We start from the raw sequence: 23,765 nt of genomic DNA on the forward strand, positions 1-23,765 counted from the left end.
ACTCACTTGATGAATTTCAGGAGCATACGATCATGGAAGGCGTCACGATCGTCGATCATCCGCTGGTGCAGCACAAGCTGACGCTGGTGCGGGACAAATCGATCTCGACCAAATCGTTTCGCGAGCTGATCAAGGAGATCGGCATGCTCTTGTGCTACGAGGTGACGCGCGATTTGCCGCTCACTGATACCGTGATCGAGACGCCGATGGCGACGATGCATTCGGCAAAGATCGCCGGCAAGAAGCTGGTGTTCGTGCCGATGCTGCGCGCCGGCACCACCTTCGTCGACGGCATGATGGACCTGGTCCCGACCGCGCGCGTCGCCCATATCGGCCTCTATCGCGAGCCGCACAGCTTTGCCGCCGTCGAGTACTTCTTCAAATCGCCGTCCGATCTCGGCGAGCGCCTCGCCATCGTGGTGACGCCTGTCGTCGCCACCGCCAACACGGCCGTCGCCGCCGTCGACCGGCTGAAGGAACGCGGCGCCAAGGATATCCGCCTCGCCTGCTTGATCGCAGCGCCGGAAGGACTGGAGCGACTGCGCGGACTGCATCCGGACGTGCCGATCTGGACCGCCGCAGTCGACGAAGGCCTCGACGAGAACGGTTTCATCCTGCCGGGCCTCGGCGACGCCGGCGACCGCACTTACGGCACGCGCTAGGCAGCGCAGCTCAGATCTTGCCGCTGCCGCAGATCCCTTTCAGCGCCTGCCATTCCTTGTCCGTCAGCAGCGGCGGGCCGCTGGCGGGGCGATCCTCTTTCGTCATGCGGGCAAGGCGGTCCTCGGTCAGCGGGTGGCTGGCGAGGATCGTGAAGCCGCTGCCGACTTCCTTGCCGGTGATGCGGAACATCAGCTCGGCCGCGGGCTTTGGCGAGCGACCGAGCTTGTGCATGATCTCGATCGCGAAGGTGTCGGCGCCGGTCTCGGCCTCGCGCGAATAGGAGGCTTCGACCACGCTGCGCGAGGCGAAGATCACGGCGCTCGAGCCGGTGACGTCGCCGAACAAGAGGCCGATCAGGAACGAGGTGCCGCCGTTGTAGATCAGCCCGCGCATGTTGTCGTAATGCTTGAGATGGCCGAGCTCGTGGGCGAGGATGCCGGCGAGCTCGTCGGGGTTTTGCGCCTTGTCGAGCAGCCCCCTCAGCACGTAGACCTTGCCGCCCGGCAGCGCGAACGCATTCGGCACCGGGGTCGGCAGCACGCCGGCGGTCATGGCGTCGTCGTCGAGGCCGGCGGCATCGCGCAGGCGGTTGACGAGCTTGGTGAACGCAGCCTTGCCCGCGGGGTCTTCGCAGACGCTGCGGCCGAAGATGGTCTTCACCTGGACTTCCGAGGCATCGCCGATGCGGCGTTCGATCGGCTTCGGCACCAGCGGCGCGAGCCGGTCGGCGGCGAGCGGCACGCCGAACAGCACGACGCAGACGATGGAGACGGCGGCGGCCACCGACCAGCCGACGATTTTTGCCAGCCCGCGGCGCGAGGTCTGGTGCTCGTCGAGCCGCGCACAGCGGACCATCACCTGCGTGGCCAGCGCGACGTCGCGGACCTCGAGCCGCGCTAGCGGCGGCGCGGTCGTGCAGGAAAGCCGCAAGATGCCGGCCGGACTGTCGGCGCGGCGGATGTCGGCATAGGCCCAGCGCACCGGCGCTGCGCCCTCCTCGACGATCTCGAGCGCATCGCCGAGCGCCAGCGTCACCTGCCGCCTGCGGCTCGATACGCCGTCGAAGAAGATGGTCGGCTTTGCCGACTGCGCCGGAGACTCGGTGGACAGCTCACTCACAGATCAGAATCCCGCGACATCGAGGCCGTCGGCAAAGCCTTCGCCGAGGGCGCTGGCAAGCTCGCCGGTGCCGCGCACATCCGAGGCCGCGCCGATGTTGTGCACCTCGACGGTTTCCAGCACCTTGGCCCAGATGTCGCGCTGCAGATACACCCGCATGACGATGTTGATCGCAAGCGCCAGCGCGAGATAGCCGATGACCATTGCCACCATCATCGGGATGCTCCTGGTGGCATTGTCGGGCCCGAACGCCTGCTCGGGCGGCAGGCCGCTCAGCTTGACGAGGAGCATGGTGGCTCCGCCGAGGTAGAAGCCGAAGATGGTCGAGAGCAGCATCCACCAGCCGATCACTTTCCAGTAGAGGCCGTAGAACGCATCGTGCGGCAACTCCGAGGACACGCTGACGCCGCCGATGCGGATGCCGTCCAGCCACCAGCGCCATTCGCGCGCCTTGAACTCGGCATAGAAGAACGGGGCAAGCGGGAAGATGATGAGCGCGATCGGGCTGAGCAGCCACAGCCACCAGCCGCGCTTGAAGAACTCCCAGCCGTTGCCTTCGAAGTCGCCTTGCAAATCGCCGTAATGGGTGTGCCGCATCTTGTAGCGTTCGAGCGAAGCCTCGCGCCAGGGCAGCGCCAGGCCGAGCGTGAGGAATACCAGCAGGCCCCACGCCATGGCGCGGAACGAATAGGCCCAGCCCGAGCCGTCCATCCAGAACCGCACGCCGCGCCAGACCGTGCGCGTCAGCCGATAGCGCCGCGCGCGAAAGATCGCGAACTGGCCGAAGGCGTAGAAGCTGATGAACAGCGGCGTCGAGGCGAAGCCCTGCCAGCGCTCGAACTCGATGCCGATGAGGAAATAGGCGAGATAGATCGGCACCAGGATCGCGAGTGCAAACAGGAAGCCGATCAAAAGCTCCTTGCCCCGCCCGGTGTATTCGGCGGCGTCGCCGTCGATCGCGGTGTTCGACCACAGATGACGGCGGATGTCCGTGACCAGCCAGAACCGGTAGAAGCCGAAGGTGACGAGCTCCAGCATGGCACCCTTGGTGACCATTTTCCGGAACTCGGTGCGATTGCCTGTGAAATCGACCCGCGTCGGCGGCAGCGGCGGCGGTAATGGTTCGGACCCGATCGGGGTCCATTGCATGTCGTTCACGGCGGCAACCTCGGGGTGCGGACCAGTCAGGATCAAACTTATAGATCAGAGGTTAGTCGAACCCCAAGATGGGCGGGTTCGATTTACCTCGATTCCAGTCGATTTCTGACAGGATTTCATGACGAACGGCGTGCCGCAGATCACGTTGACACATCCACGTGACATCCGCCCAATCCCTCTCGCAAAGGTTGGATGTGGCAAAACTCTCCCTTGCTCCGGCGCAGACAACCGGCTGTAATTGCAAATCAAATGCCGCAGCGCAGAATTCATAAAAAGGCGCGCGAGGAATGCCAGGGAGACCAGTCATGCATGGGACCATGGAGAGCGCGTCCAAGCTCGACGCATTGCGCGAGCGCGCGTCATCACTGCCGCTGGAGCAGTTCGATCCGGGCGATCCCGAGCTGTTCAGGACCGATACGTTCTGGCCCTATTTCGACCGCCTGCGCCGCGAGGATCCCGTGCACTATTGCAAGGACTCGATGTTCGGGCCGTACTGGTCGGTGACGCGCTACAACGACATCATGGAGATCGAGACCAACCATTCGGTATTCTCCTCGGCCTCGGCGCTCGGCGGCATCACCATCCGCGACATCGATCCCGACCTGCGCCGCGAGAGCTTCATCTCGATGGACCCACCGCGCCATGCCGCGCAGCGCAAGACCGTGGCGCCGATGTTCACGCCGACGCATCTGGACAATCTCGCCATCAACATCCGCAAGCGCTCAGCCGAGTGCCTGGACAATCTGCCGCGCGGCGAGGTGTTCGACTGGGTCGACCAGGTCTCGATCGAGCTCACCACACAGATGCTCGCGGTGCTGTTCGACTTCCCATGGGAAGACCGCCGCAAGCTGACGCGCTGGTCCGACATCGCCACCACCATTCCCGGGCCTGACGGCCTCGTCGCGACCGAGGACGAACGGCAGGCCGAGCTGACGGAATGCGCGGCCTATTTCTCCCGCCTCTGGAAGGAGCGCATCGAGCAGCCGCCGAAGAGCGACCTCCTGTCGATGATGGCGCATGGCGCGGCGACCCGCGACATGGATGCCAAGAACTTCCTCGGCAATCTCGTCTTGTTGATCGTCGGCGGCAACGACACTACGCGCAACACGATGTCGGGCTCGCTTCTCGCGTTGAGCCAGCACCCGGAGCAGTATCGCAAGCTGCGCGAAAACCCCGCGCTGCTCGACAGCTTCGTGCCGGAGGTGATCCGCTGGCAGACGCCGCTCGCGCATATGCGACGCACCGCGCTCTCCGATTTCGAGTTCCGCGGCAAGCAGATCAAGAAGGGTGACAAGGTTGTGATGTGGTACGTCTCGGGCAACCGCGACGAGGAGGCGATCGAAAAGCCCTACGATTTCATCATCGACCGCGCCCGCCCGCGCACGCATCTGTCCTTCGGCTTCGGCATCCACCGCTGCGTCGGATTGCGGCTTGCCGAACTCCAGCTCAAGATTATTTGGGAAGAGATCCTTAGCCGTTTCGACCATATTGATGTGGTCGGCGAACCCAGGCGGGTCTATTCGAGTTTCGTGAAGGGACTGGAGACGTTGCCGGTGAAGATTGCGGCGTAGAAAATCTCCCTCTCCCCGTTCTTACGGGAGAGGGTCGGGGTGAGGGGCTCTCTCCGCGAACACGCTGAGAGACGGATTCGCGGAGAGTCCCCCTCACCCGGATTGCATCTTCGATGCAATCCGGCCTCTCCCCGCAGGCGGGGAGAGGCGAAGAAAGAGAAGCACTGGAGTTACCACCATGAACATCCAAGCGCCGGTTAAAGTGGACAGGGCCGAACGCATGCGCAGGGCGCGCGAGGAGGCCTATGCGACGCCGCTGGCTCAGTTCCATCCCGGCGCGCCCAGGCTATTCCAGGACGACACGCTGTGGCCGTGGTTCGAGCGGCTGCGCAAGGAGGAGCCGGTGCATTACTGCACCAATGCGCCGATCGATCCGTACTGGTCGGTGGTGAAATACAACGACATCATGCATGTCGACACCAATCACGGCATCTTCTCCTCGGACTCGACACTCGGCGGCATTTCGATCCGCGACGTGCCGGAAGGCTATGACTGGCCGAGCTTCATCGCGATGGACCAGCCCCGCCATTCGGCGCAGCGCAAGACGGTCTCGCCGATGTTCACCCCGACCCATCTGGACGAGCTGGCCAAGCTGATCCGACAGCGCTCGCAGACCGTGCTGGACAATCTGCCGCGCAACGAGACCTTCAATTTCGTCGAGCGCGTCTCGATCGAGCTGACGACGCAGATGCTGGCGACGCTGTTCGATTTCCCCTGGGAGGAGCGGCGCAAGCTGACGCGCTGGTCCGACGTTTCGACCGCGCTGCCCAAGAGCGGCATCGTCGCCTCGGCCGAGGAGCGCCGCCGCGAAATGGACGAGTGCTACGCCTACATGTCGAAGCTCTGGAACGAGCGCGTCAACTCCGCGCCGCGCAACGATCTGTTGTCGCTGATGGCGCACAACGACGCCACGCGCTTCATGGACCCCGACAACCTCATGGGCAACATCATCCTGCTCATCGTCGGCGGCAACGACACCACGCGTAACACCATGACCGGCTCGGTGCTGGCGCTGAACGAGAACCCCGACCAGTACGACAAGCTGCGCGAAAATCCCGCGCTGATCGATTCCATGGTGCCCGAGGTGATCCGCTGGCAGACGCCGCTCGCACATATGCGGCGCACGGCTTTGCAAGACACCGAGATCGGCGGCAAGCACATCAGAAAGGGCGACCGCGTCGTGATGTGGTACGTCTCGGGCAACCGCGACGAGGAGATGTTCGAGAGGCCGAACGACTTCATCATCGACCGCCCACGCCCGCGCACGCATCTCTCCTTTGGCTTCGGCATCCACCGCTGCGTCGGCATGCGCCTCGCCGAGCTCCAGCTGCGGATCGTCTGGGAGGAGATGCTCAAGCGCTTCGACCGCATCGAGGTGGTCGGCGAGCCCAAGCGGATCTATTCGAGCTTCATCAAGGGCTATGAGACGTTGCCGGTGAGGATTCCGGCCTGAGCCAGCGTTCCCGCGGCACGTTCGACTCCCTCCCCTCACCCTGAGGAGCCTGCGCAGCAGGCGTCTCGAAGGGCGAGGCCACCGGCCGGACCTTCATCCTTCGAGACGCGCGCAAGCGCGCTCCTCAGGATGAGGAACTGGCACCCTCAGCTATAAAATTCCGGCATGACAGCTCGCAAAGGATGCGAAGGGCCGGCCGCGCCTGACTGGTCTACGACACGAGCGCATCTAACTCAATTTGATGTCCCACACGCCTTCCTTGCGGCAGGCGGCGACCTCCTCGCGCAACAGCGCGGTGACGGCCAGCGAGGCCGTCGAGGCCGGGCGGTCGATCGGAGAAGCGAAAATGAGCTCGCGTGTCATCGGCTTCGAGACGGCGGTGGTTTCCAGCCGCCCATCCGCGACCTCGCCGTGGACCGACGAGGGCGGCAGCAGCGCAAAGCCGAGGCCTTCCTCGACCAGGCTTGTCAGCACGCGGAACGAATCCGCCTCGAGCTGGACGTCGAGCTTGATCTTGCGCTGGGCGGCGGCGTGCTCGATCAGCGCGCGGAGGCCATGGGAATGACTTGGCAGCACCAGGCGCTGGCGCAGCAGCCAGCCGATGTCGACGTTCTTCCTGCGCGCGAGACCGCAGCCGCGCGGGCCGACCGCAACGATGTTGTCGCGGCCGAGGCTCTGCACGTTGAGATGAAGATCGGCCGAGCGGCCATAGAGGATGGCGAGATCCATCTCGCCGCGATGCAGCCATTCGACGAGATGGCCGCTGTAGCTCTCGACGATGCGCAGCGAGATGCCGGGGAATTTTTCGACGCAGCGCCGCGCAAAGCGCGCCGACAGCACGCAGCTCACGGTCGGAACCAGGCCGAGCACGACCTGCCCCGACGGCGGTCCCTTGGCCGACTGGATGTCGTCGCGGATCTGGTCAAGTTGCCGCACGATGCCGGAGGTGCGCGCCAGCAACAAATGACCGGCCTCGGTCAGCACCATGCCGCGGCCGTTGCGGGTGAACAGCTCGGTGCGCAGCTCGTGTTCCAAGAGCTTGATCTGCCTGGAGAGCGCCGGCTGCGCCACGCGCAGCGTGTCGGATGCCTTCGAGAGGCTGCCGAGCTCCGCCACGCAACTGAAGGTCCTGAGCTGCCGGAAATCCATGCTTGCCAATCCTGGAAGGCTACTCCATACGCTATAGCAAATGAGCATAGGGGGCTGGCGATGTTTTCACAACGCCAGAGGATCGGCCGGCGTTATCTTGACTGCCGCTACCAATGGGAAACGCCATGAGTGAAGAACACCACCTTGAGGATCACGCCGACATCCGCGAAGCCGTCGCCAAGCTCTGCGCGCAGTTTCCCGGCGAATATTGGCGCAAGCTCGATCGCGAGATGGCCTACCCCAAGGCCTTCGTCGATGCGCTGACCGAGGCCGGCTATCTCTCGGTGCTGATCCCCGAGGAATATGGCGGCGCGGGCCTGAAGCTTTCGGCGGCCGCAGCCATCCTGGAAGAGATCCAGCGCGCCGGCTGCAACGGCGGCGGCTGCCATGCCCAGATGTACACGATGGGCACCGTGCTGCGGCACGGCAATGCCGAGCAGAAGGCAAAATACCTGCCGAAGATCGCGAGCGGCGAATTGCGGTTGCAGGCGTTCGGCGTCACCGAGCCGACCAGCGGCACCGACACCTCCTCGCTCAAGACCTTTGCGCGCAAGGAAGGCAACGACAGCTACATCGTCAACGGCCAGAAGATCTGGACCAGCCGCGCCGAGCATTCCGATTTGATGGTGCTGCTGGCGCGCACCACGCCGAAGGAGCAGGTCAAGAAGCGCACCGATGGCCTCTCCGTGTTCATCGTCGACATGCGCGAGGCCAAGAACAATGGCCTCGAGATCCGCCCGATCCGCACCATGATGAACCACGCCACCACCGAAGTGTTCTTTACCGACATGAAGGTGCCGGCGGAGAATCTGATCGGCGAGGAAGGCAAGGGTTTCCGCTACATCCTCTCCGGCATGAATGCCGAACGCATCCTGATCGCCGCCGAATGCGTCGGCGACGCCAAATGGTTCATCGCCAAGGCCACGAACTATGCCAAGGAGCGCAGCGTGTTCGGCCGTCCGATCGGCCAAAATCAAGGCATCCAGTTCCCGATCGCCAAGGCCTACGCCTCGATGCGCGCGGCCGAGCTGATGGTGAAGGAAGCGACGCGCAAATACGAGGCCGGGCTCGACTGCGGCGCGGAGGCCAACATGGCCAAGATGCTCGCGGCCGATGGGTCCTGGGAAGCGGCCAATGCCTGCATCCAGACCCATGGCGGCTTCGGTTTTGCTGAGGAATACGACGTCGAGCGCAAGTTCCGCGAGACGCGGCTTTATCAAGTGGCGCCGATCTCGACCAACCTGGTGCTGTCCTTCGTCGCCGAGCATGTGCTCGGCATGCCGCGCTCGTACTGAGGTCACGCCATGGGAGCACTTGACGGGATCAGGGTGATTGCGGTCGAGCAGGCCGTGGCGGCGCCGTTCTGCTCGTCACGGCTGGCGGATGCCGGCGCGGAGGTGATCAAGATCGAGCGGCCCGAGGGCGATTTCGCCCGCGGCTATGACGCGGCGGCCAAGGGCCAGAGCAGCTACTTTGTGTGGCTCAACCGCGGCAAGCAATCGGCGGTGGTTGATCTCGCCACGAAGGAAGGCTGCGCCGAGTTGGAGAAGCTGATCGCGAGCGCGGACGTGCTGATCCAGAACTTGAAGCCGGGCTCGATGGACAAGCTCGGCTTTTCGCGCGAGCGGCTGCTGAAGGATTATCCAAAGCTGATCTCGTGCACGATCACTGGTTATGGCGACGAAGGCCCCTACGCCCATCGCAAGGCCTATGACCTCTTGATCCAGGCCGAGAGCGGCCTTGCCTCGATCACCGGCAATCCCGATGGCGCCTCGCGCGTCGGCATGTCGATCGTGGACGTCGCGACCGGCGCCACCGCGCATGCGGCGATTTTGGAGGCGCTGATCGGGCGCGGGCGCACCGGCAAAGGTGCGGACATCCGCATTTCCATGTTCGACGTGATGGCGGACTGGTGCACTGTGCCGCTGCTCAACTCCGAAGCCGGCAATCCGCCCAAGCGCATGGGCCTGCGCCATCCCTCGATCGCGCCCTACGGCGTGTTCACCTCGAAGGACGGCAAGGACATCCTGATCTCGATCCAGAGCGAGCGCGAGTGGAAGACGCTGTGCGTAAAGGTGCTGGATCAGCCGGATCTGCCAAACGATCCGCGCGTTGCCAACGGGGTCGAGCGCGTGCGCAACCGCGACTTCACCGACAAGACGGTCGCGGACAGCTTCGGCAGCCTGACGCGCAACGAGCTGCTCAAGCGGCTGTCGGACGCCGACATCGCCTTTGCCGAGGTCAACACCATGGCCGACCTCACCACCCATCCGCACCTGCGCCGCATCGAGGTCGACACGCCGAACGGCCGCGTCAGCTACCCCGCGCCGGCGCCGATCATCGTCGGCGAGACGCGCAATTACGGCGCTGTGCCCGCGATCGGCGAAAATCCCCAGAAGAAGTAACAGAGCGAGGCGTCATGACCGAGCAGCTCGACATCGATCATTTGCGGCAATGGATCGGCCGCAGCACGGAGGCGACCGACATCGTCACCGCACAGCTCGTGAAGGGCCTGCGCGCGACGCTGTTCCAGGAGGTCGGCGAGCCCCAAAAGGGTGACGCCGCACCATTCACGGTGCATTGGTGCCTGGCGCAGCCGGTGTTTCCGATGTCGATGCTCGGGCCCGACGGCCACCCCACCCGCGGCGGCTTCCTGCCGCCGGTGCCACTGCCGCGCCGGATGTGGGCCGGCGGCGAGATCGAGTTCCTGCAGCCGCTGCAGGTGGGCGATGAATCGACGCGGACCTCGCGCATTGCCGATGTGCAGGTGAAGACGGGTTCAACCGGCACGCTGTGCTTCGTCTCGGTCGAGCACAGCATCTCTTGCCCACGTGGCGTTGCCATCCGCGAGCGGCAGGACATCGTCTATCGCGAGATGACGAGCAGCGCGCCGGCGAGCGCCAAGGCGCCGCCTCCGCCGCCGAAGGCGCAGCATCGCGAGACGCATGTGTCCGATCCCGTGCTGCTGTTCCGCTACTCCGCGCTGACCTTCAACGGCCATCGCATCCATTACGACCGCGATTACGTCACCAAGGTCGAGGGTTATCCGGGCCTGATCTTCCACGGGCCCTTGCAGGCCGCGCTGATCATCGAGATGGCGGCGAAGCTGCGTGGCGGCAAAGCGCCGAAGAAGTTTACCTATCGCGGCCTGCAGCCGCTGTTCGAGGGGACCGAGTTCTCGATCAACGCCAACGACAACAGCGAGAGCATGGAGCTTTGGACCGCGAATGCGGAAGGGCAGCCGACGATGAAGGGCACGGCGGTGTGGTAACGCTCTCCTCGTCATTGCGAATGTAGCGGCGATGTAGGAAGTTAGACCCTCACCCTGAGGAGCGCGCCCTTCGCGCGCGCCTCGAAGGGCGAGGCCACCAGCCGGGCCTTCATCCTTCGAGACGCGCGTTCCGCGCTCCTCAGGATGAGGAATTGATAGGGACGGAAACCATGGCCAAGAACGGCAAGACCGGCAGCAAGTCCGTCACCGTGAAGCAGGCGACGCTCGACCTGCTGCGCTCCTTCGGCATCAAAAAGGTGTTCGGCAATCCCGGCTCGACCGAGCTGCCGTTCCTGAGCGACTGGCCCGACGACATCGATTATGTGCTGGCGCTGCAGGAAGCCTCCGCAGTCGGTATGGCCGACGGCTATGCGCAGGCGTCGCGCAATGCCGGCTTCGTCAATCTGCATTCGGCGGCCGGCGTCGGCAACGCGCTCGGCAACATCTACACCGCGCATCGCAACCAGACCCCGCTCGTCATCACCGCGGGCCAGCAGGCCCGCTCGATCCTGCCGCTGCAAGCGTTTCTCTATGCCGAGCGCGCCTCGGAATTTCCGCGGCCTTACGTCAAATACAGCGTCGAGCCGGCGCGGCCCGAGGACGTGCCGGCCGCGATCGCGCGGGCCTATTACACCGCGATGCAGCCGCCGTGCGGGCCGACCTTCGTGTCGATCCCGATCGACGACTGGGCCCATGCCTGCGCGCCGGTCGAGGCGCGCAAGGTCAGCCGCGAGACCGGCCCCGAGCCTGACGCCATGAAGGCACTTGTCGCGGCGCTCGGCTCGGCAAAGCACCCTGCCCTCGTGGTCGGCCCCGGTGTCGACCGCGCCGGCGCGGTCGACCTGATGGTCCGCGTAGCCGAGAAGGCCAAGGCCAGCGTCTGGGTCAGCCCGTTCTCGGCGCGCTGCTCGTTCCCCGAGCGTCACCCGCAATTTGCCGGCTTTCTGCATGCCTCGCCCGCGCAGCTCTCCGATGCGCTGCGCGAGCACGACCTCGTCGTCGTGATCGGCGCGCCGGTGTTCACCTTCCATGTCGAGGGCCATGCCGCGATCTTCGACGGCGGCGCGACGATCTTCCAGATCACTGATGATCCCGATGCGGCGGCGGTGACGCCGGTCGGCACCAGCATCATCGCGACGATGAAGCCGGCGCTGAGCCTGCTGCTCGACATGCTCCCCGAGAGCAAGCGGGCGACGCCGAAGGGCCGCACGCTGCCGCCGGCACCGCAAGCCGCCGATCCGCTACCGGTGGAGTTCCTGCTGCACTCGCTGTCGCAGGCAATGCCAGATGGCGCCTCGCTGGTCGAGGAAGTGCCCTCGCACCGGCCGGCGATGCAGAAATTCCTGCCGATGCGCGGGCAGGACAGTTTTTACACCATGGCGAGCGGCGGCCTCGGCTATTCGCTACCCGCCGCCGTCGGCATGGCGCTGGGCAAGCCGAAGCAGCGCACCGTCTGCCTGATCGGCGACGGCTCGGCGATGTATTCGATCCAGGCACTCTGGACCGCGGCGCAGCGCAAGTTGCCGCTGACCGTCGTCGTCATCAACAATTCCGGCTACGGCGCGATGCGCTCGTTCAGCCAGGTGATGCAGGTCCGCAACGTGCCCGGGCTGGAGCTGCCGGGGATCGATTTCGTGCGGCTTGCCGAAGGCATGGGCTGCCACGCGGTGCGGGTGAGCAAGGCGGCGGAGCTCGGCGAGGCGCTGAAGCGCGGGATGATGTTCGAGGGCACGAGTCTCGTCGAGGTCGTCGTGGATTCGACGGTGCCGGTGCTGTACGGGCAGAAGCATTAGGGACGCAGGGGATCTCCTCAGTGTCGTCCCCGGCGAAGGCCGGGACCCATAACCCCAGGGAATAGTTGTAGCGCGGAGCTGCCCACTATCAGTCTTCGTCAAACTCCTTCCTGCGGGTATGGGTCCCGGCCTTCGCCGGGACGACACCGAGTATGTCGCGCGCCGCCGCGCAAACTACGACGCCAAAAATCCGCCGTCCGCCGCCAGCACGTGCCCGACGACGTAGGATGACGCATCTGACGACAGCCACACCACGGCCTCCGCGACTTCCTCCGGATTGCCCATCCGCCGCAGCGGCAGGCCTGCGCTGACCGTTGCGACATCGCCGACGCCGGCGCGCAGCATCATGTCGGTGACGACGCGGCCGGGCGCGATGGCGTTGATGCGAATGCCGCGCGGTGCGTTCTCCATCGCCGCCGAGCGCGTCAGCGAGATCGCTGCGGCCTTCGAGGCCGAATAGAGCGAGAAGCCGGGATTGGGATTACGCACACCGCTGACCGAGGCATTGACCACGATGCTGCCGCGCCCCTGCTTTAGCATCGCCGGCAGTTGATGACGCAGGCACAAAAACAGCGCGCGGACATTGGTGTCGAACACGCTGTCGTAGATGTCGGTGCCCTGCTCTTCCAGCGGCGCGCGGCGCTCCTGAAAACCGGCATTGTTGAAGGCGACGTCGAGCCGGCCGCAGCGCTCGATGGCCGCACGGACCAGCCGCGCGACGTCCTCTTCTTTCGTGATGTCGGTCTTGAGGGGGATCGCTTCTACACCGAGTTCGCGGCACGCCGCGGCGGTCGCATCGATCTCGGCCTCGCGCCGGCCCGCGACAAGGATCGCTTCCGCGCCTTCGGAGGCCATCCGCAAGGCCGTGGCGCGGCCGATGCCGCTGCCGCCACCTGTCACGAGGCAGACCTTGCCTCGCATCCGCATTCCCGATGGCAAAGTTCCGCTCATGGCACACTCCAAAACGCTTGCACGCTTCGTTGCGTGCATATAGTTGTATGATACAACTATATGCACGGAGTCAAGATGGCCGAGCTTTCGCTGATCGACGACATCCGCGCCGCCTCGCGGTTGATGGTGCGGGAGCTCGGCTTCATGGATGCGACGGTGGCGGCCTCGGACTATCCGCCGTCGGCGGTCCATACCATTCTGGAGATCGGCATCCGCGGCCCGATGAATTCAGGCGAGCTCGGCGATTTCCTGCGGCTGGAGAAATCCAGCGTCAGCCGCCTGGTGCGCAAGCTGATCGACTGCGGGGAGCTGCGGGAGACGCCGGATGAGACGGATGCCCGCAGCAAGCTGCTGTCACTGACGCCGAAGGGACGGCGCACGCTGGAGGCGCTGCACGCATTCGGCCGGCAGCAGGTAAGCGGCGCGCTGGCGGCGTTGACGGTGGCGGAGCAGCGCACCGTGCGCGAGGGGATGATGCTCTACGCGCGGGCGCTGCGGGCGAGCCGGGTGGAGGGTGAGGCGGAGACGGTCGCATAACCACCGCTGTCGTCCCCGCGAACGCGGGGACCCATACCGCGTGATCTATCGGTAAAGCCGAGGGGTCAGTACCGCGCGAAAGAGAAACTACCAGCCCTCGCCAAATTTCTCCCTGTGGTTATGGGTCCCCGCGTTCGCGGGGACGACAGCGAGTATTTGGTTCGAGTCGTGCGTCAAACGCCCGGTCGGCTACTTCCCGAACTCCTCCCGCATCTTGGCCTGGATCTTCGCCATGCCGCCGATCCAGCGGTCGTAATTCTCGGTCTTCTTGCGCATGTAGCCGAGCACCTGGGGGTGCGGCAGGATCAGGAATGTCTCCTGCTCGAGGCCGGCGAGCACGTCCCGCGCCACCTGCTCGGGCGTGAGATCGCCGTCGCCGGATTGCGGGCCCTTGGGGATCGAGCGCAGCATGTTGGTGTCGACGCCCTGCGGGCAGAGGATCGAGACCTTGATGTTGTGCGCCTTGTGCGAGATCGCGAGGTTCTCGGCAAAGCCGACCGCGGCGTGTTTTGTCGTCGAATAAGCCGGGCTGCCGACCTGCGAGAGCAAGCCCGCGGCCGAGATGGTGTTGAGGAAATAGCCGCCGCCGCGCGCCTTCATGCGGGGGATCAGATGCCGCGCAGCATAGACATGGGCCATGACGTGGATCGCCCAGCTGCGCTGCCACGGCTCGTCGGAGGCGCCGCCGGCATTTTCCGACATCGGATCGAAACCGCCGCCGATGCCGGCATTGGAGCAGAAGAGATCAATGGGGCCGAACTGCCGCTCGGTCTCCTCGATGACGTGCGTGATGTCCTTTTCCTGCGCGACGTCGCATTTGAACGCCGCGCCATTGACCGTGGCCGCGACCGCCCTTGCATTGCCGGCATCCATGTCGGCGACGACGACCTTGGCGGCACCCGCTTTGTGAAAGGCCTCGCACAGCGCCTTGCCGATGCCGTTTGCGCCGCCCGTGACGACCACGACCTTGCCGGTCACCTGCATGCGACGTCTCCTCTTGTCTTGTACCGCTTATACCGCGCCGCTTATTCCGCGTCGCGGATCCTGCTCAGCTCAACACGAGGTCGAGCACCGCGGTATAATGGCATGCCGCGCCGGCCAAGACAAAGCCGTGCCAGATCGCGTTCTGGAAGCGCAGCCGCCGCCAGGCGTGGAAGATCACGCCGAAGCTGTAGAGCAGGCCGCCCGCAAGGATGAAACCCAGCACCAGCGCAGGCAGCGCCTGGACCACCGCGTCGTAGAGCATGAGGCCGCTCCAGCCCATGGCGAGATAGATGCCGACCGAGACGCGGTCGAACCGGCCGGGGTAAAACAGCTTCAGCACGATGCCGAGGATGGCGACGCACCAGACGCCGGCAAGGAGCACGAGCGCGAATACGCTGTCCTTCACTTCCAGGATGAACGGCGTGTAGGTCGCGGCGATCAGCAGGTAGATCGCGGAATGGTCGAACCGGCGCAGCAGCCATTTGGCCGGCGAGACCGGCCAAAGATTATAGGTCGCCGACAGCACCAGCATCGAGAGCAGGCCGGCGACGTAGATCGAGACGCCGACGATGTCGATCGCGGTCGCATAGATCGCCGTCAGCACCACCAGCACGGTCGCGGCGATAAGGCCGGCGAGGACGCCAATCGCGTGGATGATTCCGTCGGCGATCATCTCGGCGCGATCGTAGTTCCAGCCGATCACGTCGGCTGCGGCGTGGACGGAGGTGGATGCGAACTGTTTCAATTGGAAGACGGTCATGGCAATCCAGGAAAGCTTGAGGCAATGCCCTCTTGTATCGGTCTTTCGGGGCCGGCACGTCGTTCAAACGGCTGATTTGCCGATAAAGGCGGTAGAAGTATGAAAGCTTGATTTTCCTCAGGCAGTTGCCACTTTTTGTGATTAGTCCATTTTGCGTATCCCTCGCCCGAGCTCCCTCAACGTTCATATGGCATTCAGTTTCCAGGATATGGTCGAGGAGGCGCGCCTGTCGGCCCGGGCGCTGATCGACTATGGCGAGCACTTCTTCAACCCGACGGTACGGCTCGGCGTCACAGGCCTGTCGCGCGCCGGTAAGACCGTATTCATCACGGCGCTGATCCATGGCCTCACCCGCGGCGGGCGGTTTCCGGTGTTCGAGGCCTATGCCTCGGGCCGGATCGCGCGGGCGCATCTGGCGCCGCAGCCCGACGATGCCGTGCCGCGCTTTGCCTATGAGAACCATCTGCGCGCGCTGATCGAGGAGCGGCGCTGGCCGAACTCGACGGTCGATATCAGCGAGCTGCGCCTCGTCATCGACTACCAGCGCCCGAACGGCGCCGACCGCACGCTGACCCTCGACATCGTCGACTACCCCGGTGAATGGCTGCTCGACCTGCCGCTGCTGCAGAAGAGCTACGAGCAATGGTCCGCCGAAAGCCTGGCGCTGTCGCGCGACGCGCCGCGTGCGCATCTGGCCGCGGACTGGCACGCCCATCTTGCTACACTCAAGCCCGAAGCACGCGAGGACGAGCAGGCGACGCTGACGGCGGCAAAGCTCTTCACCAATTACTTGCGCGCCTGCCGCGACGAGCAGTTCGCGATGAGCCTGCTGCCGCCCGGCCGCTTCCTGATGCCTGGCAATCTCGCCGACACGCCGGCGCTGACCTTTGCGCCGCTCGACGTACCCGTTGGCGGTCAGGCGGGCGAGGGATCGCTGTGGGCGATGATGGTGCGCCGCTACGAGGCCTACAAGGACGTCGTGGTGCGGCCGTTCTTTCGCGATCATTTCGCGCGGCTCGATCGCCAGATCGTGCTGGCCGACGCGCTCGCCGCATTCAATTCCGGCCCCGAGGCGCTGCACGATCTCGAAGCGGCACTGGCCGGCATTCTCGACTGCTTCAACATCGGCCGCAGCACCATCCTCTCCAGCCTGTTCCGGCCGCGCATCGACCGCATCCTGTTCGCGGCGACCAAGGCGGACCATCTGCATCATTCCAGCCACGACCGGCTCGAGGCGGTGCTGCGCCGCGCCGTGACCCGCGCCGTGGCTCGGGCAGAAAATACAGGCGCTGCGATCGATGTCGTCGCGCTTGCCGCGGTGCGCGCCACGCGCGAGGCACAGGTCGCGCATGGCCGCGACAAATTGCCCTCGATCCTGGGAACACCGGCCGCGGGCGAAAGCGCCAACGGCGAGTTCTTCGACGGCAACACGGAAGTCGCGACCTTTCCGGGCGACCTGCCGCTCGATCCCGAACCGCTGTTCGACGGCAGGGATGCGTTCCGCGGCCTCGCCACAGAGGCAGCGGAGAAGAGCGATTTCCGCTTCCTGCGCTTCCGCCCGCCCAAGCTCGAGCACGAAGGCACGAGCGAGCCCGCGCTGCCACACATCCGCCTCGACCGTGCCCTGCAGTTCCTGATCGGAGACAAGCTCGCATGAACGATCGATCCCAGCAGCGGCGCCCGGCGACGTTCCGGCTCGACGATCCCGGCGTCATCGTCACCGAAGCCGACGACACCAGCCGGCTCGGCCGCGCCACCATCCAGATCACGCCGGAGCCTGATCCATCGACGTTTCCGGTGCCGATCGAGGCAGCACGTCCGGCGCGGCGCGGCTTTCCCTGGGGCACGCTGTTCTGGTCCGGCCTTGCCGGGCTGACGCTGCTCGGCACCGGGCTCGGCGTGGTGCATCTGATCGAGGATCTGTTTGCGCGCAGCGAAAGCCTCGGCTTCGTTGGCCTTGCCTTCGCGTTCGTCACCGCGCTCGCGCTTGCAGTGGTGATCGGGCGCGAGGCGTTCGGGCTCGCGCGCCTTGCAACCATCGAAAAGCTGCATCAGCGCGCGGCCGCGGTGCTTGCCAGCGACGATCGCAAGGAAAGCCGCGTCATCGTGCAGGATCTCATCAAGATCGCGCACCAGAATCCGCAGCTGGCGCGCGCCCGCGCCACGCTGGAGAGCCACACCGGCGAGATCATCGATGGCGCCGACATGATCCGCCTCGCCGAGCGCGAATTGATGTCGCCGCTGGACGCGGAAGCGCGGCGGCTGGTGTCATCGGCGGCGCAAAAGGTCTCGATCGTGACTGCGGTCTCGCCCCGCGCGGCGATCGACGTGCTGTTCGTGTTCGTCGCCGCGTTGCGACTGATCCGCCAGCTCGCTTTCCTCTATGGCGGCCGCCCCGGCGCGCTCGGCATGATCCGCCTGCTCCGCCACGTCATCGCCCACCTCGCCATCACCGGCGGCATGGCCGCGAGCGACAGCCTGGTGCAGCAGATGCTCGGGCACGGCATTGCGGCGAAGCTGTCGCAGCGGCTGGGCGAAGGCGTGCTGAACGGGCTCTTGACGGCGAGGCTGGGCCTCGCCGCGATCGACGTGACACGCCCGCTGCCGTTCGCAGCCCTGCCGCCGCCAAAACTGTCGGACCTCGCGACGGATCTGCTGCGGAAGAAGGACGAGGAGGAGTAGCGCGCTTCGCCTCTCCCCGCCCGCGGGGAGAGGCCGGAATTCAAGCACAGCTTGAATTCCGGGTGAGGGGGAGTCTCCACGAAACCAACTGTCACCGTTCCCGCGGAGACTCCCCCTCACCCCACCCCTCTCCCCGCAAGCGGGGAGAGGGAAAGGAAGGCCAGCACTTTCCACCAAAACAGCGGCGAATCCTTCGGCGGGGACAGCTCCGGGGTCCAGCCGGTGAGCTTTTCAATCACATAGGTATCCGTGAGAACGCCGCGCCAGCGGCGTTCGACTTCGCCGAGCGGCTCGCGCTGCGCGGGGATCGAATCCCACACCGGCGCGCGATTGTCCGGCTCGCGGCCGACATAGATGCCGGCATGGCCCCTGATCCGGTCCATGCCGGGATCGCGGAAATCCTGGAAGCGGCCGCGCTCGTTGATCTCGATGACGGGCACGCGGCCGCGGAACAGCCAGCGCATCATGGCGTAGGTGCGGTAGTCCGTGGTGGCAATCCAGGTTGCGCCGGTCTCGTCCAGCGCGGCCTGCGCGCGCGCGGCGACCTGCTCGTAGCCCGCCTCGGCGCCGATCGGGTCGATCTTGCCGAGCAGATTCCAGGGCGCGGCGAGGTAATACAGGAACACGATGACGACGAAGGCAATGCCCGAGACGACCGCCGTGTTGAGCCAGAACACGCTCGACCGGATCAGCCTTGCCGACCACCCCTCGCGCGACAGGGCGGCGAGGTTGACGGCGGCAGCGGCGAAGCCGACCGGCCACATGAACATCGGCCAGGTATCGCCGACCCGGAGCGTCATCGACTTCACGAGGAAATAGAGGAACGGCACCAGCACCGCGGTCGACAGCAAGATCGCGACCGGCTCGCGCCGGCGGTAGCCGCGCCATGCCGTCATCGCGAGGCCCGAGAGAACCACCGGCAGCATGACGAAGCCGACGAGACCGAATTGCAGGCCGATGTAGTCGCCGACCGTGCGCAGTGAGATGCCGTAATTGGTGGTGGCGCGCACGCCCTGGAAACGGAACGAGGCCCAATCGTGCTGCGCGTTCCAGATCAAGACCGGCGAGAACACGGCGATGGCGATCAGCGCCGCGAGGTAAGGATACGGGCTGCGCAGCCAGCGCCAGCGCCAATCCGGCACCAGCAGGAAGGCGGCAACCGCGGGGGCGAACATGATCGCAGTGAATTTCGACAGCAGCGACAGCCCGGCGAACAGTCCGGCCGCGAGCCACCAGCGTCCGTCGCCGCTTTGCGCCAGCCGCACCAGCGACCACATCATCGCCACCGCGAACGGGATCATGGCGACGTCGGGCGCGACCTTGGCCATCAGCAGGCCGTAATAGAGCGCGGCTTCCGGCATCAGCACCGCGAACACGATCGCGCGCGCATCATGGGTGAGACGGCGGACGATGTCGGCGAGCAGCAGCTGCGTCACCAGCATCGCGACGATGCCGCCGAAGCGCACGCCGAGCGCGGTGTCGCCGAAGATCGCGGTGCCGCAGCGGATCAGCCAGGCGATCATGGGGGGATGATCGAGAAAGCTGAGCGCGCCCTCCTTCGACCAGGTCCAGTAATAGGCCTCGTCGGTGCGCAGCTCGATCGCGGAGGCGTAGACGATGCGCAGCACCGTCATCGCGGCGATGACGAGCACGGCAATGAGGATGAGCCGGCGTTCGGCGCCGTCTGGCTTCGCAGAGATGTCGGGAGCGATCGTCACGGCCGCGCTTTTCGCTAACCTCGGAGGGGGAGTCAATGCGGGGGTCCCAACATCGGTGTCGTCCCGGGCAAGCGAAGCGCAGACCCGGGACCCATAACCACAGGGCGGAGTTTGGCGAAGACTCGGAATTACCAGCCCGTCACACGACCGCTCCCTGTGGTTATGGGTCCCGGATCGGCGCTCCGCTTCGCTACGCTTGTCCGGGACGACAGCAGCTTATTTGGCAACTATCGCGCATGTGATCGGGCGAGCTGTCCACTCCGGGAATTAAACGCTAGGCTGGCTGTTCTCATTGATGAACTGATACAACCGAATCATGGCCACCGCTCCCGTCCACATCCCCGAACTCGTCCGCGCGACCGGCGTGCGGCAGGTGCGGCTGGTCTGCGGCATCATCCTGTTCGCTTACGTGATCAGCCATTTCCTCAACCATGCGCTCGGCAACATCTCGGTCGATGCCATGGAGGTCGGGGTCTATTATCACACGGCATTCTGGCAATTCCTGCCCGTCGCGATTGTGTTCTACGGCGCCGCCCTCACCCATATGGGGCTCGGCGTCTACGCGCTGTATCAGCGCCGGCAGTTCCGCTGGAAGACCATCGAGCCGCTCCAGCTCGTGCTGGGACTGAGCATCCCGGCGCTGGTCATGGCGCATGTGATCGGCGTGCGGCTCGGCCAGACGTTGTACGGGCACCAGAAGCTCTATCCGCAGGAGCTCTATCTATTCTTCTCTTCGAACCGCATCTGGACCATGACGATCCTGCTCACCATCGCCTGGATCCACGGCTGCATCGGCATCTATTTCTGGCTTCGCCTGAAACCATTCTTCACGCGTGCGGCGCCCTATCTGCTCGCGGCCGCCGTGCTGATCCCGACGCTGTCGCTGCTCGGCGTCTATCAGGGCGGCCGCAGCGTGATGTTCGATGCCGATGACGGCGAATGGCGCACGCACAATCTCACCCGCCGCCAGCTCGGCTCGACGGCCGAGGCCGCAACGCTCGACCGCATCACCAACACCCTCACCATCGGCTATGTCGGCCTGCTCGGACTGGTGCTGGCGGCGCGCGGCGTGCGGGCCTTGCGCGAACGGCGCGGCGGCATGATCGCGCTGTCCTACGGCAACGGCAAGACGGTGCGGGTGCCAAAGGGCCTGTCCGTGCTGGAGGCGAGCCTGCGCCACAACGTGCCGCATGCCAGCGTCTGCGGCGGCCGCGCCCGCTGCTCGACCTGCCGCATCCGTATCATCGGCGACCATGCCGTCCTGCCCGAGCCGTCGCAGCGCGAGGCGTTCGTGCTCGCCCGTGTCGGCACCGCCGATCCCTCGATCCGGCTTGCCTGCCAGCTGCGGCCGGAGTGCGACCTCTCCTTCTTCCAGCTCTTCACGCCGCACACTCTGTCCGCCAACGCGCACGCCTCGACGCCCACGCGAATCGGCCAGGAGCGCTATCTCGTCAGCCTGTTCGTGGACATGCGCGGCTCGACGCAGCTTGCCGAGAAGCGGCTGCCGTTCGACACCGTCTTCATCGTCAACCGCTTTCTCGGCGCGGTCTCGCAGGCGGTGATCGAGCATGGCGGCCAGCCGAACCAGTTCGTCGGCGACGGCATGCTGGCGCTGTTCGGGCTGTCAGCAGATCCGCAACACGCCTGCCGGCAGGCGCTGAAGGCGGCCAGCAGCATCGCCGCGAACATCGACGAGCTCAACGAGCTCCTCAGCCATGATTTGCGCCAGCCGATCCGCTTCGGCATCGGCATTCATGGCGGCGAGGTCATCATCGGCGACATCGGCTATCGCGATCACATCGTGTTCACAGCGCTCGGCGACGCCGTCAACGTCGCCGCCCGCCTCCAGGACATGACCAAGACCCTGGCCTGCGAGGCCATCGTCTCCGAGGAAGTCCGCCGCACCGCCGGCCTTGGCGACGATTCGCTGCCGCAGCAGGAAGTCGCGATCCGCGGCCGCGACGAGCCGATGGCCGTGCGCGTGGTTGCGGATGCGAGGGAGCTTGCGGCGCTGGTCGATCGCGGCGAGCGCGTGGCGGCCTGATTCTTCTTCACCTCTCCCCGCTTGCGGGGAGAGGTCGGATCGCCTCGGCGATGCGAAGCATCGTCCGGTGCGATCCGGGTGAGGGGGTACAGGTCTCACGACGACCTCACGTGCGGAGAGAGGCCCCTCACCCCAACCCTCTCCCCGTAAGAACGGGGCGAGGGAGCGCACCATCGTCGCCGCTACAGCCAGGCTCAATCTCGTTACAGACGTAACACCGGCTTGCTGCAACGCAGCGGCATGGGCTTGCTGCGAAAGCACGAATTGACTTCATTCAAATCGTTGCGACAGATGAGCGCGGGATCGCGGTGATGACCGCTGTCCAACGAAAAGCTCCGGGAGGAGACACCATGTTCGATCGACGCGACCTGCTCAAAGGAGCGGGACTTGCCGCTATCGCGGCCACACTGAATTCCACCAAGGCGCTGGCCCTCGACACCGTCACGCTGCCCTTCACCAATGGCGAACGGCCGCTGGTGAAATATCCACAGAAGCGGCCGATGATCGGTCTGACCAGCCGGCCGCCGCAGCTCGAGACGCCGTTCGCTGTCTTCAACGACGGCCCGATCACGCCGAACAACGCGTTCTTCGTGCGCTATCACCTCTCCGACCTGCCCTACAATCTCGACCCCGACAAGTTCACGCTTGAGGTCAAGGGCAAGGTCGACAAGCCGCTCAAGCTGTCGCTCCAGGACATCAGGAAGATGAAGGCGACCGAGATCGTCGCCGTCAACCAGTGCTCCGGCAACAGCCGCGGCTTTTCCGAGCCGCGCGTCGCCGGTGGCCAGCTCGCCAACGGCGCGATGGGTTGCGCGCGCTGGCGCGGCGTGCCGCTCAAGACCGTGCTGGAGATGGCCGGCGTGCAGGCCGGCGCCAAGCAGGTCACGTTCAACGGCATGGACGGCCCGGTCAGCGACAAGACGCCCGATTTCATCAAGGCGCTCGACATCGACCACGCCAGCGACGGCGAGGTGATGCTGGCCTATGGCATGAACGGCGAGGACCTGCCGTTCCTCAACGGCTTCCCGCTGCGCCTGGTCGTGCCCGGCTATTACGGCACCTACTGGGTCAAGCACCTCAACGAGATCACCGTCATCGACAACGTCTATGACGGCTTCTGGATGAAGTCGGCCTATCGCATTCCCGATACGCCGAACAACGCGATCGAGCCGGGCACCGCGCCGAAGGCGACGATCCCGATCAACCGCTTCACCATCCGCTCCTTCATCACCAGCGTGCCCGATGGCGCCAAGCTGAAGGCGGGACGCACGACACTGCGCGGCATCGCCTTCGACGGCGGCAAGGGCATCAAGGAGGTCCAGGTCTCCACCGACGGCGGCAAGACCTGGGCGAGCGCCAAGCTCGGCAAGGATCTCGGCAAATACGCATTCCGTGAATGGAAGCTGCCGGTGAAGCTTGCGGCCGGCCAGGTCGAGCTCAAGGTGCGCGCAACCGGCAATGGCGGCGAGACCCAGCCGGATACGCCGCGCTGGAACCCCGCGGGTTATCTGCGCAATGTCGTCGAAACCACGCGCGTCACCGTCGCCTGAGGAGAATGATCATGCAGCGCACCGTTCTCTTCGCCGCCTCGCTCGCCCTCGCCGCCGGCATCAGCGCCGTGACCGCGGCGCCGGTCAATTACAAGACCCCCGACGAGGTCGCCGCGTTCAAGCCCGGGCCCAATCTGGAGGTCGTGCAGGGCAATTGCACCGCCTGCCACTCGTCCGACTACGTCGCCACACAGCCGCCGATGAAGGACAAGAAGGGCTTCTGGCAGGCCGAGGTGACCAAGATGATCAAGGTCTATGGCGCACCGATCGACGATGCCGATGTCGGCAAGATCGTCGATTATCTGGCCGCGACTTATTGACGGACGGCACGCGGGGTGCGGGCCATTTGACCGCCAAACGGG

General features: G+C 65.3%; 20 protein-coding genes. 13 read left to right on the forward strand and 7 right to left on the reverse strand.

The window, feature by feature from the left end:
- Positions 1–32 precede the first annotated feature (32 nt).
- Positions 33–662 (forward strand): uracil phosphoribosyltransferase, encoded by a 630-nt coding sequence (gene upp, locus WN72_RS40575; RefSeq protein WP_027563846.1) that lies wholly within the window; start codon positions 33–35, stop codon positions 660–662.
- Between the two features lie 10 nt (positions 663–672).
- Here upp and WN72_RS40580 read toward each other — a convergent pair whose 3' ends face one another.
- Positions 673–1,782 (reverse strand): M48 family metallopeptidase, encoded by a 1,110-nt coding sequence (locus tag WN72_RS40580; protein WP_092215011.1) that lies wholly within the window; start codon positions 1,780–1,782, stop codon positions 673–675.
- Positions 1,783–1,785: 3 nt separating this feature from the next.
- The gene (locus WN72_RS40585) at positions 1,786–2,931 is read right to left on the reverse strand and encodes a YjgN family protein (RefSeq protein WP_194483055.1); all 1,146 of its coding nucleotides are present in this window, start codon (positions 2,929–2,931) and stop codon (positions 1,786–1,788) included.
- A gap of 314 nt (positions 2,932–3,245) precedes the next feature.
- Here WN72_RS40585 and WN72_RS40590 point away from each other — a divergent pair, with 314 nt between their 5' ends.
- Positions 3,246–4,511 carry a cytochrome P450 gene (locus tag WN72_RS40590; RefSeq protein WP_027563843.1) on the forward strand — a complete coding sequence of 422 codons (1,266 nt, stop codon included), beginning with the start codon at positions 3,246–3,248 and terminating at the stop codon, positions 4,509–4,511.
- A gap of 178 nt (positions 4,512–4,689) precedes the next feature.
- Positions 4,690–5,964, forward strand: a complete 1,275-nt coding sequence (locus WN72_RS40595; RefSeq protein ID WP_167380749.1) for a cytochrome P450 — start codon at positions 4,690–4,692, stop codon at positions 5,962–5,964.
- Between the two features lie 228 nt (positions 5,965–6,192).
- On the opposite strand, the gene WN72_RS40600 is transcribed toward WN72_RS40595, so the two are convergent.
- Positions 6,193–7,113, reverse strand: coding sequence for a LysR substrate-binding domain-containing protein (locus WN72_RS40600; RefSeq protein ID WP_027563841.1), 921 nt, complete (start codon positions 7,111–7,113; stop codon positions 6,193–6,195).
- Positions 7,114–7,238: 125 nt separating this feature from the next.
- Here WN72_RS40600 and WN72_RS40605 point away from each other — a divergent pair, with 125 nt between their 5' ends.
- From WN72_RS40605 to mdlC, 4 genes are all read left to right on the forward strand, one after another.
- Positions 7,239–8,408 carry an acyl-CoA dehydrogenase family protein gene (locus WN72_RS40605; protein WP_092215371.1) on the forward strand — a complete coding sequence of 390 codons (1,170 nt, stop codon included), beginning with the start codon at positions 7,239–7,241 and terminating at the stop codon, positions 8,406–8,408.
- A gap of 9 nt (positions 8,409–8,417) precedes the next feature.
- On the forward strand, positions 8,418–9,518 hold the full coding sequence (locus tag WN72_RS40610) for a CaiB/BaiF CoA transferase family protein (RefSeq protein WP_092215017.1): 1,101 nt from the start codon (positions 8,418–8,420) through the stop codon (positions 9,516–9,518).
- A 14-nt stretch (positions 9,519–9,532) separates the two neighbouring features.
- The gene (locus tag WN72_RS40615; protein WP_092215020.1) at positions 9,533–10,384 is read left to right on the forward strand and encodes an HTD2 family dehydratase; all 852 of its coding nucleotides are present in this window, start codon (positions 9,533–9,535) and stop codon (positions 10,382–10,384) included.
- Positions 10,385–10,554: 170 nt separating this feature from the next.
- Entirely contained in the window at positions 10,555–12,177 is a 1,623-nt protein-coding gene (gene mdlC / locus WN72_RS40620) for a benzoylformate decarboxylase (protein ID WP_092215023.1), read from the forward strand.
- A gap of 174 nt (positions 12,178–12,351) precedes the next feature.
- Here the strand turns inward: mdlC and WN72_RS40625 are convergent, their stop codons facing one another.
- Positions 12,352–13,128, reverse strand: coding sequence for an SDR family NAD(P)-dependent oxidoreductase (locus WN72_RS40625; protein WP_027563836.1), 777 nt, complete (start codon positions 13,126–13,128; stop codon positions 12,352–12,354).
- Positions 13,129–13,203: 75 nt separating this feature from the next.
- On the opposite strand from WN72_RS40625, the gene WN72_RS40630 reads away from it, so the two are divergent.
- A complete protein-coding gene (locus tag WN72_RS40630) occupies positions 13,204–13,665 on the forward strand; it encodes a MarR family winged helix-turn-helix transcriptional regulator (RefSeq protein WP_084334926.1) in 462 nt (153 codons plus the stop codon).
- A 189-nt stretch (positions 13,666–13,854) separates the two neighbouring features.
- On the opposite strand, the gene WN72_RS40635 is transcribed toward WN72_RS40630, so the two are convergent.
- Positions 13,855–14,649 carry an SDR family oxidoreductase gene (locus tag WN72_RS40635; RefSeq protein WP_027563835.1) on the reverse strand — a complete coding sequence of 265 codons (795 nt, stop codon included), beginning with the start codon at positions 14,647–14,649 and terminating at the stop codon, positions 13,855–13,857.
- Between the two features lie 64 nt (positions 14,650–14,713).
- A complete protein-coding gene (trhA, locus tag WN72_RS40640; protein WP_027563834.1) occupies positions 14,714–15,409 on the reverse strand; it encodes a PAQR family membrane homeostasis protein TrhA in 696 nt (231 codons plus the stop codon).
- Positions 15,410–15,596: 187 nt separating this feature from the next.
- Between trhA and WN72_RS40645 the strand changes: the two genes are divergently transcribed.
- Together WN72_RS40645 and WN72_RS40650 are read left to right on the forward strand one after the other, a co-directional pair.
- Entirely contained in the window at positions 15,597–17,066 is a 1,470-nt protein-coding gene (locus WN72_RS40645; protein ID WP_027563833.1) for a YcjX family GTP-binding protein, read from the forward strand.
- Positions 17,063–18,091, forward strand: a complete 1,029-nt coding sequence (locus WN72_RS40650; protein WP_027563832.1) for a YcjF family protein — start codon at positions 17,063–17,065, stop codon at positions 18,089–18,091. The genes WN72_RS40645 and WN72_RS40650 overlap by 4 nt, the downstream gene beginning before the upstream one ends.
- A gap of 116 nt (positions 18,092–18,207) precedes the next feature.
- Here WN72_RS40650 and WN72_RS40655 read toward each other — a convergent pair whose 3' ends face one another.
- Positions 18,208–19,725 (reverse strand): glycosyltransferase family 39 protein, encoded by a 1,518-nt coding sequence (locus tag WN72_RS40655; RefSeq protein WP_092215373.1) that lies wholly within the window; start codon positions 19,723–19,725, stop codon positions 18,208–18,210.
- Positions 19,726–20,125: 400 nt separating this feature from the next.
- Between WN72_RS40655 and WN72_RS40660 the strand changes: the two genes are divergently transcribed.
- The 3 genes from WN72_RS40660 to sorB all read left to right on the forward strand — a co-directional run bounded on the left by WN72_RS40660 (position 20,126) and on the right by sorB (position 23,723).
- Positions 20,126–21,853 (forward strand): adenylate/guanylate cyclase domain-containing protein, encoded by a 1,728-nt coding sequence (locus WN72_RS40660; protein ID WP_092215030.1) that lies wholly within the window; start codon positions 20,126–20,128, stop codon positions 21,851–21,853.
- Between the two features lie 350 nt (positions 21,854–22,203).
- The gene (sorA, locus tag WN72_RS40665; RefSeq protein WP_092215032.1) at positions 22,204–23,403 is read left to right on the forward strand and encodes a SorA family sulfite dehydrogenase catalytic subunit; all 1,200 of its coding nucleotides are present in this window, start codon (positions 22,204–22,206) and stop codon (positions 23,401–23,403) included.
- 11 nt (positions 23,404–23,414) lie between these two features.
- Positions 23,415–23,723, forward strand: coding sequence for a SorB family sulfite dehydrogenase c-type cytochrome subunit (gene sorB, locus WN72_RS40670; protein WP_167380750.1), 309 nt, complete (start codon positions 23,415–23,417; stop codon positions 23,721–23,723).
- The last annotated feature ends 42 nt before the right edge of the window (positions 23,724–23,765 follow it).

The sequence above is a fragment of the Bradyrhizobium arachidis genome (assembly GCF_015291705.1).
In the GTDB taxonomy this organism is placed as follows: domain Bacteria; phylum Pseudomonadota; class Alphaproteobacteria; order Rhizobiales; family Xanthobacteraceae; genus Bradyrhizobium; species Bradyrhizobium arachidis.

What these genes read in the sequence shown, in the direction of transcription:
- WN72_RS40590 (WP_027563843.1), top strand. Translation starts at nt 3,246, where the DNA reads ATGCATGGGACCATGGAGAGCGCGTCCAAGCTCGACGCATTGCGCGAG.
- WN72_RS40605 (WP_092215371.1), top strand. Translation starts at nt 7,239, where the DNA reads ATGAGTGAAGAACACCACCTTGAGGATCACGCCGACATCCGCGAAGCC.
- sorA (WP_092215032.1), top strand. Translation starts at nt 22,204, where the DNA reads ATGTTCGATCGACGCGACCTGCTCAAAGGAGCGGGACTTGCCGCTATC.
- WN72_RS40625 (WP_027563836.1), bottom strand. Translation starts at nt 13,128, where the DNA reads ATGAGCGGAACTTTGCCATCGGGAATGCGGATGCGAGGCAAGGTCTGC.
- WN72_RS40660 (WP_092215030.1), top strand. Translation starts at nt 20,126, where the DNA reads ATGGCCACCGCTCCCGTCCACATCCCCGAACTCGTCCGCGCGACCGGC.
- WN72_RS40650 (WP_027563832.1), top strand. Translation starts at nt 17,063, where the DNA reads ATGAACGATCGATCCCAGCAGCGGCGCCCGGCGACGTTCCGGCTCGAC.
- WN72_RS40635 (WP_027563835.1), bottom strand. Translation starts at nt 14,649, where the DNA reads ATGCAGGTGACCGGCAAGGTCGTGGTCGTCACGGGCGGCGCAAACGGC.
- WN72_RS40600 (WP_027563841.1), bottom strand. Translation starts at nt 7,113, where the DNA reads ATGGATTTCCGGCAGCTCAGGACCTTCAGTTGCGTGGCGGAGCTCGGC.
- mdlC (WP_092215023.1), top strand. Translation starts at nt 10,555, where the DNA reads ATGGCCAAGAACGGCAAGACCGGCAGCAAGTCCGTCACCGTGAAGCAG.
- WN72_RS40595 (WP_167380749.1), top strand. Translation starts at nt 4,690, where the DNA reads ATGAACATCCAAGCGCCGGTTAAAGTGGACAGGGCCGAACGCATGCGC.
- WN72_RS40585 (WP_194483055.1), bottom strand. Translation starts at nt 2,931, where the DNA reads ATGCAATGGACCCCGATCGGGTCCGAACCATTACCGCCGCCGCTGCCG.
- WN72_RS40655 (WP_092215373.1), bottom strand. Translation starts at nt 19,725, where the DNA reads ATGACGGTGCTGCGCATCGTCTACGCCTCCGCGATCGAGCTGCGCACC.
- WN72_RS40630 (WP_084334926.1), top strand. Translation starts at nt 13,204, where the DNA reads ATGGCCGAGCTTTCGCTGATCGACGACATCCGCGCCGCCTCGCGGTTG.
- trhA (WP_027563834.1), bottom strand. Translation starts at nt 15,409, where the DNA reads ATGACCGTCTTCCAATTGAAACAGTTCGCATCCACCTCCGTCCACGCC.
- sorB (WP_167380750.1), top strand. Translation starts at nt 23,415, where the DNA reads ATGCAGCGCACCGTTCTCTTCGCCGCCTCGCTCGCCCTCGCCGCCGGC.
- upp (WP_027563846.1), top strand. Translation starts at nt 33, where the DNA reads ATGGAAGGCGTCACGATCGTCGATCATCCGCTGGTGCAGCACAAGCTG.
- WN72_RS40615 (WP_092215020.1), top strand. Translation starts at nt 9,533, where the DNA reads ATGACCGAGCAGCTCGACATCGATCATTTGCGGCAATGGATCGGCCGC.
- WN72_RS40610 (WP_092215017.1), top strand. Translation starts at nt 8,418, where the DNA reads ATGGGAGCACTTGACGGGATCAGGGTGATTGCGGTCGAGCAGGCCGTG.
- WN72_RS40645 (WP_027563833.1), top strand. Translation starts at nt 15,597, where the DNA reads ATGGCATTCAGTTTCCAGGATATGGTCGAGGAGGCGCGCCTGTCGGCC.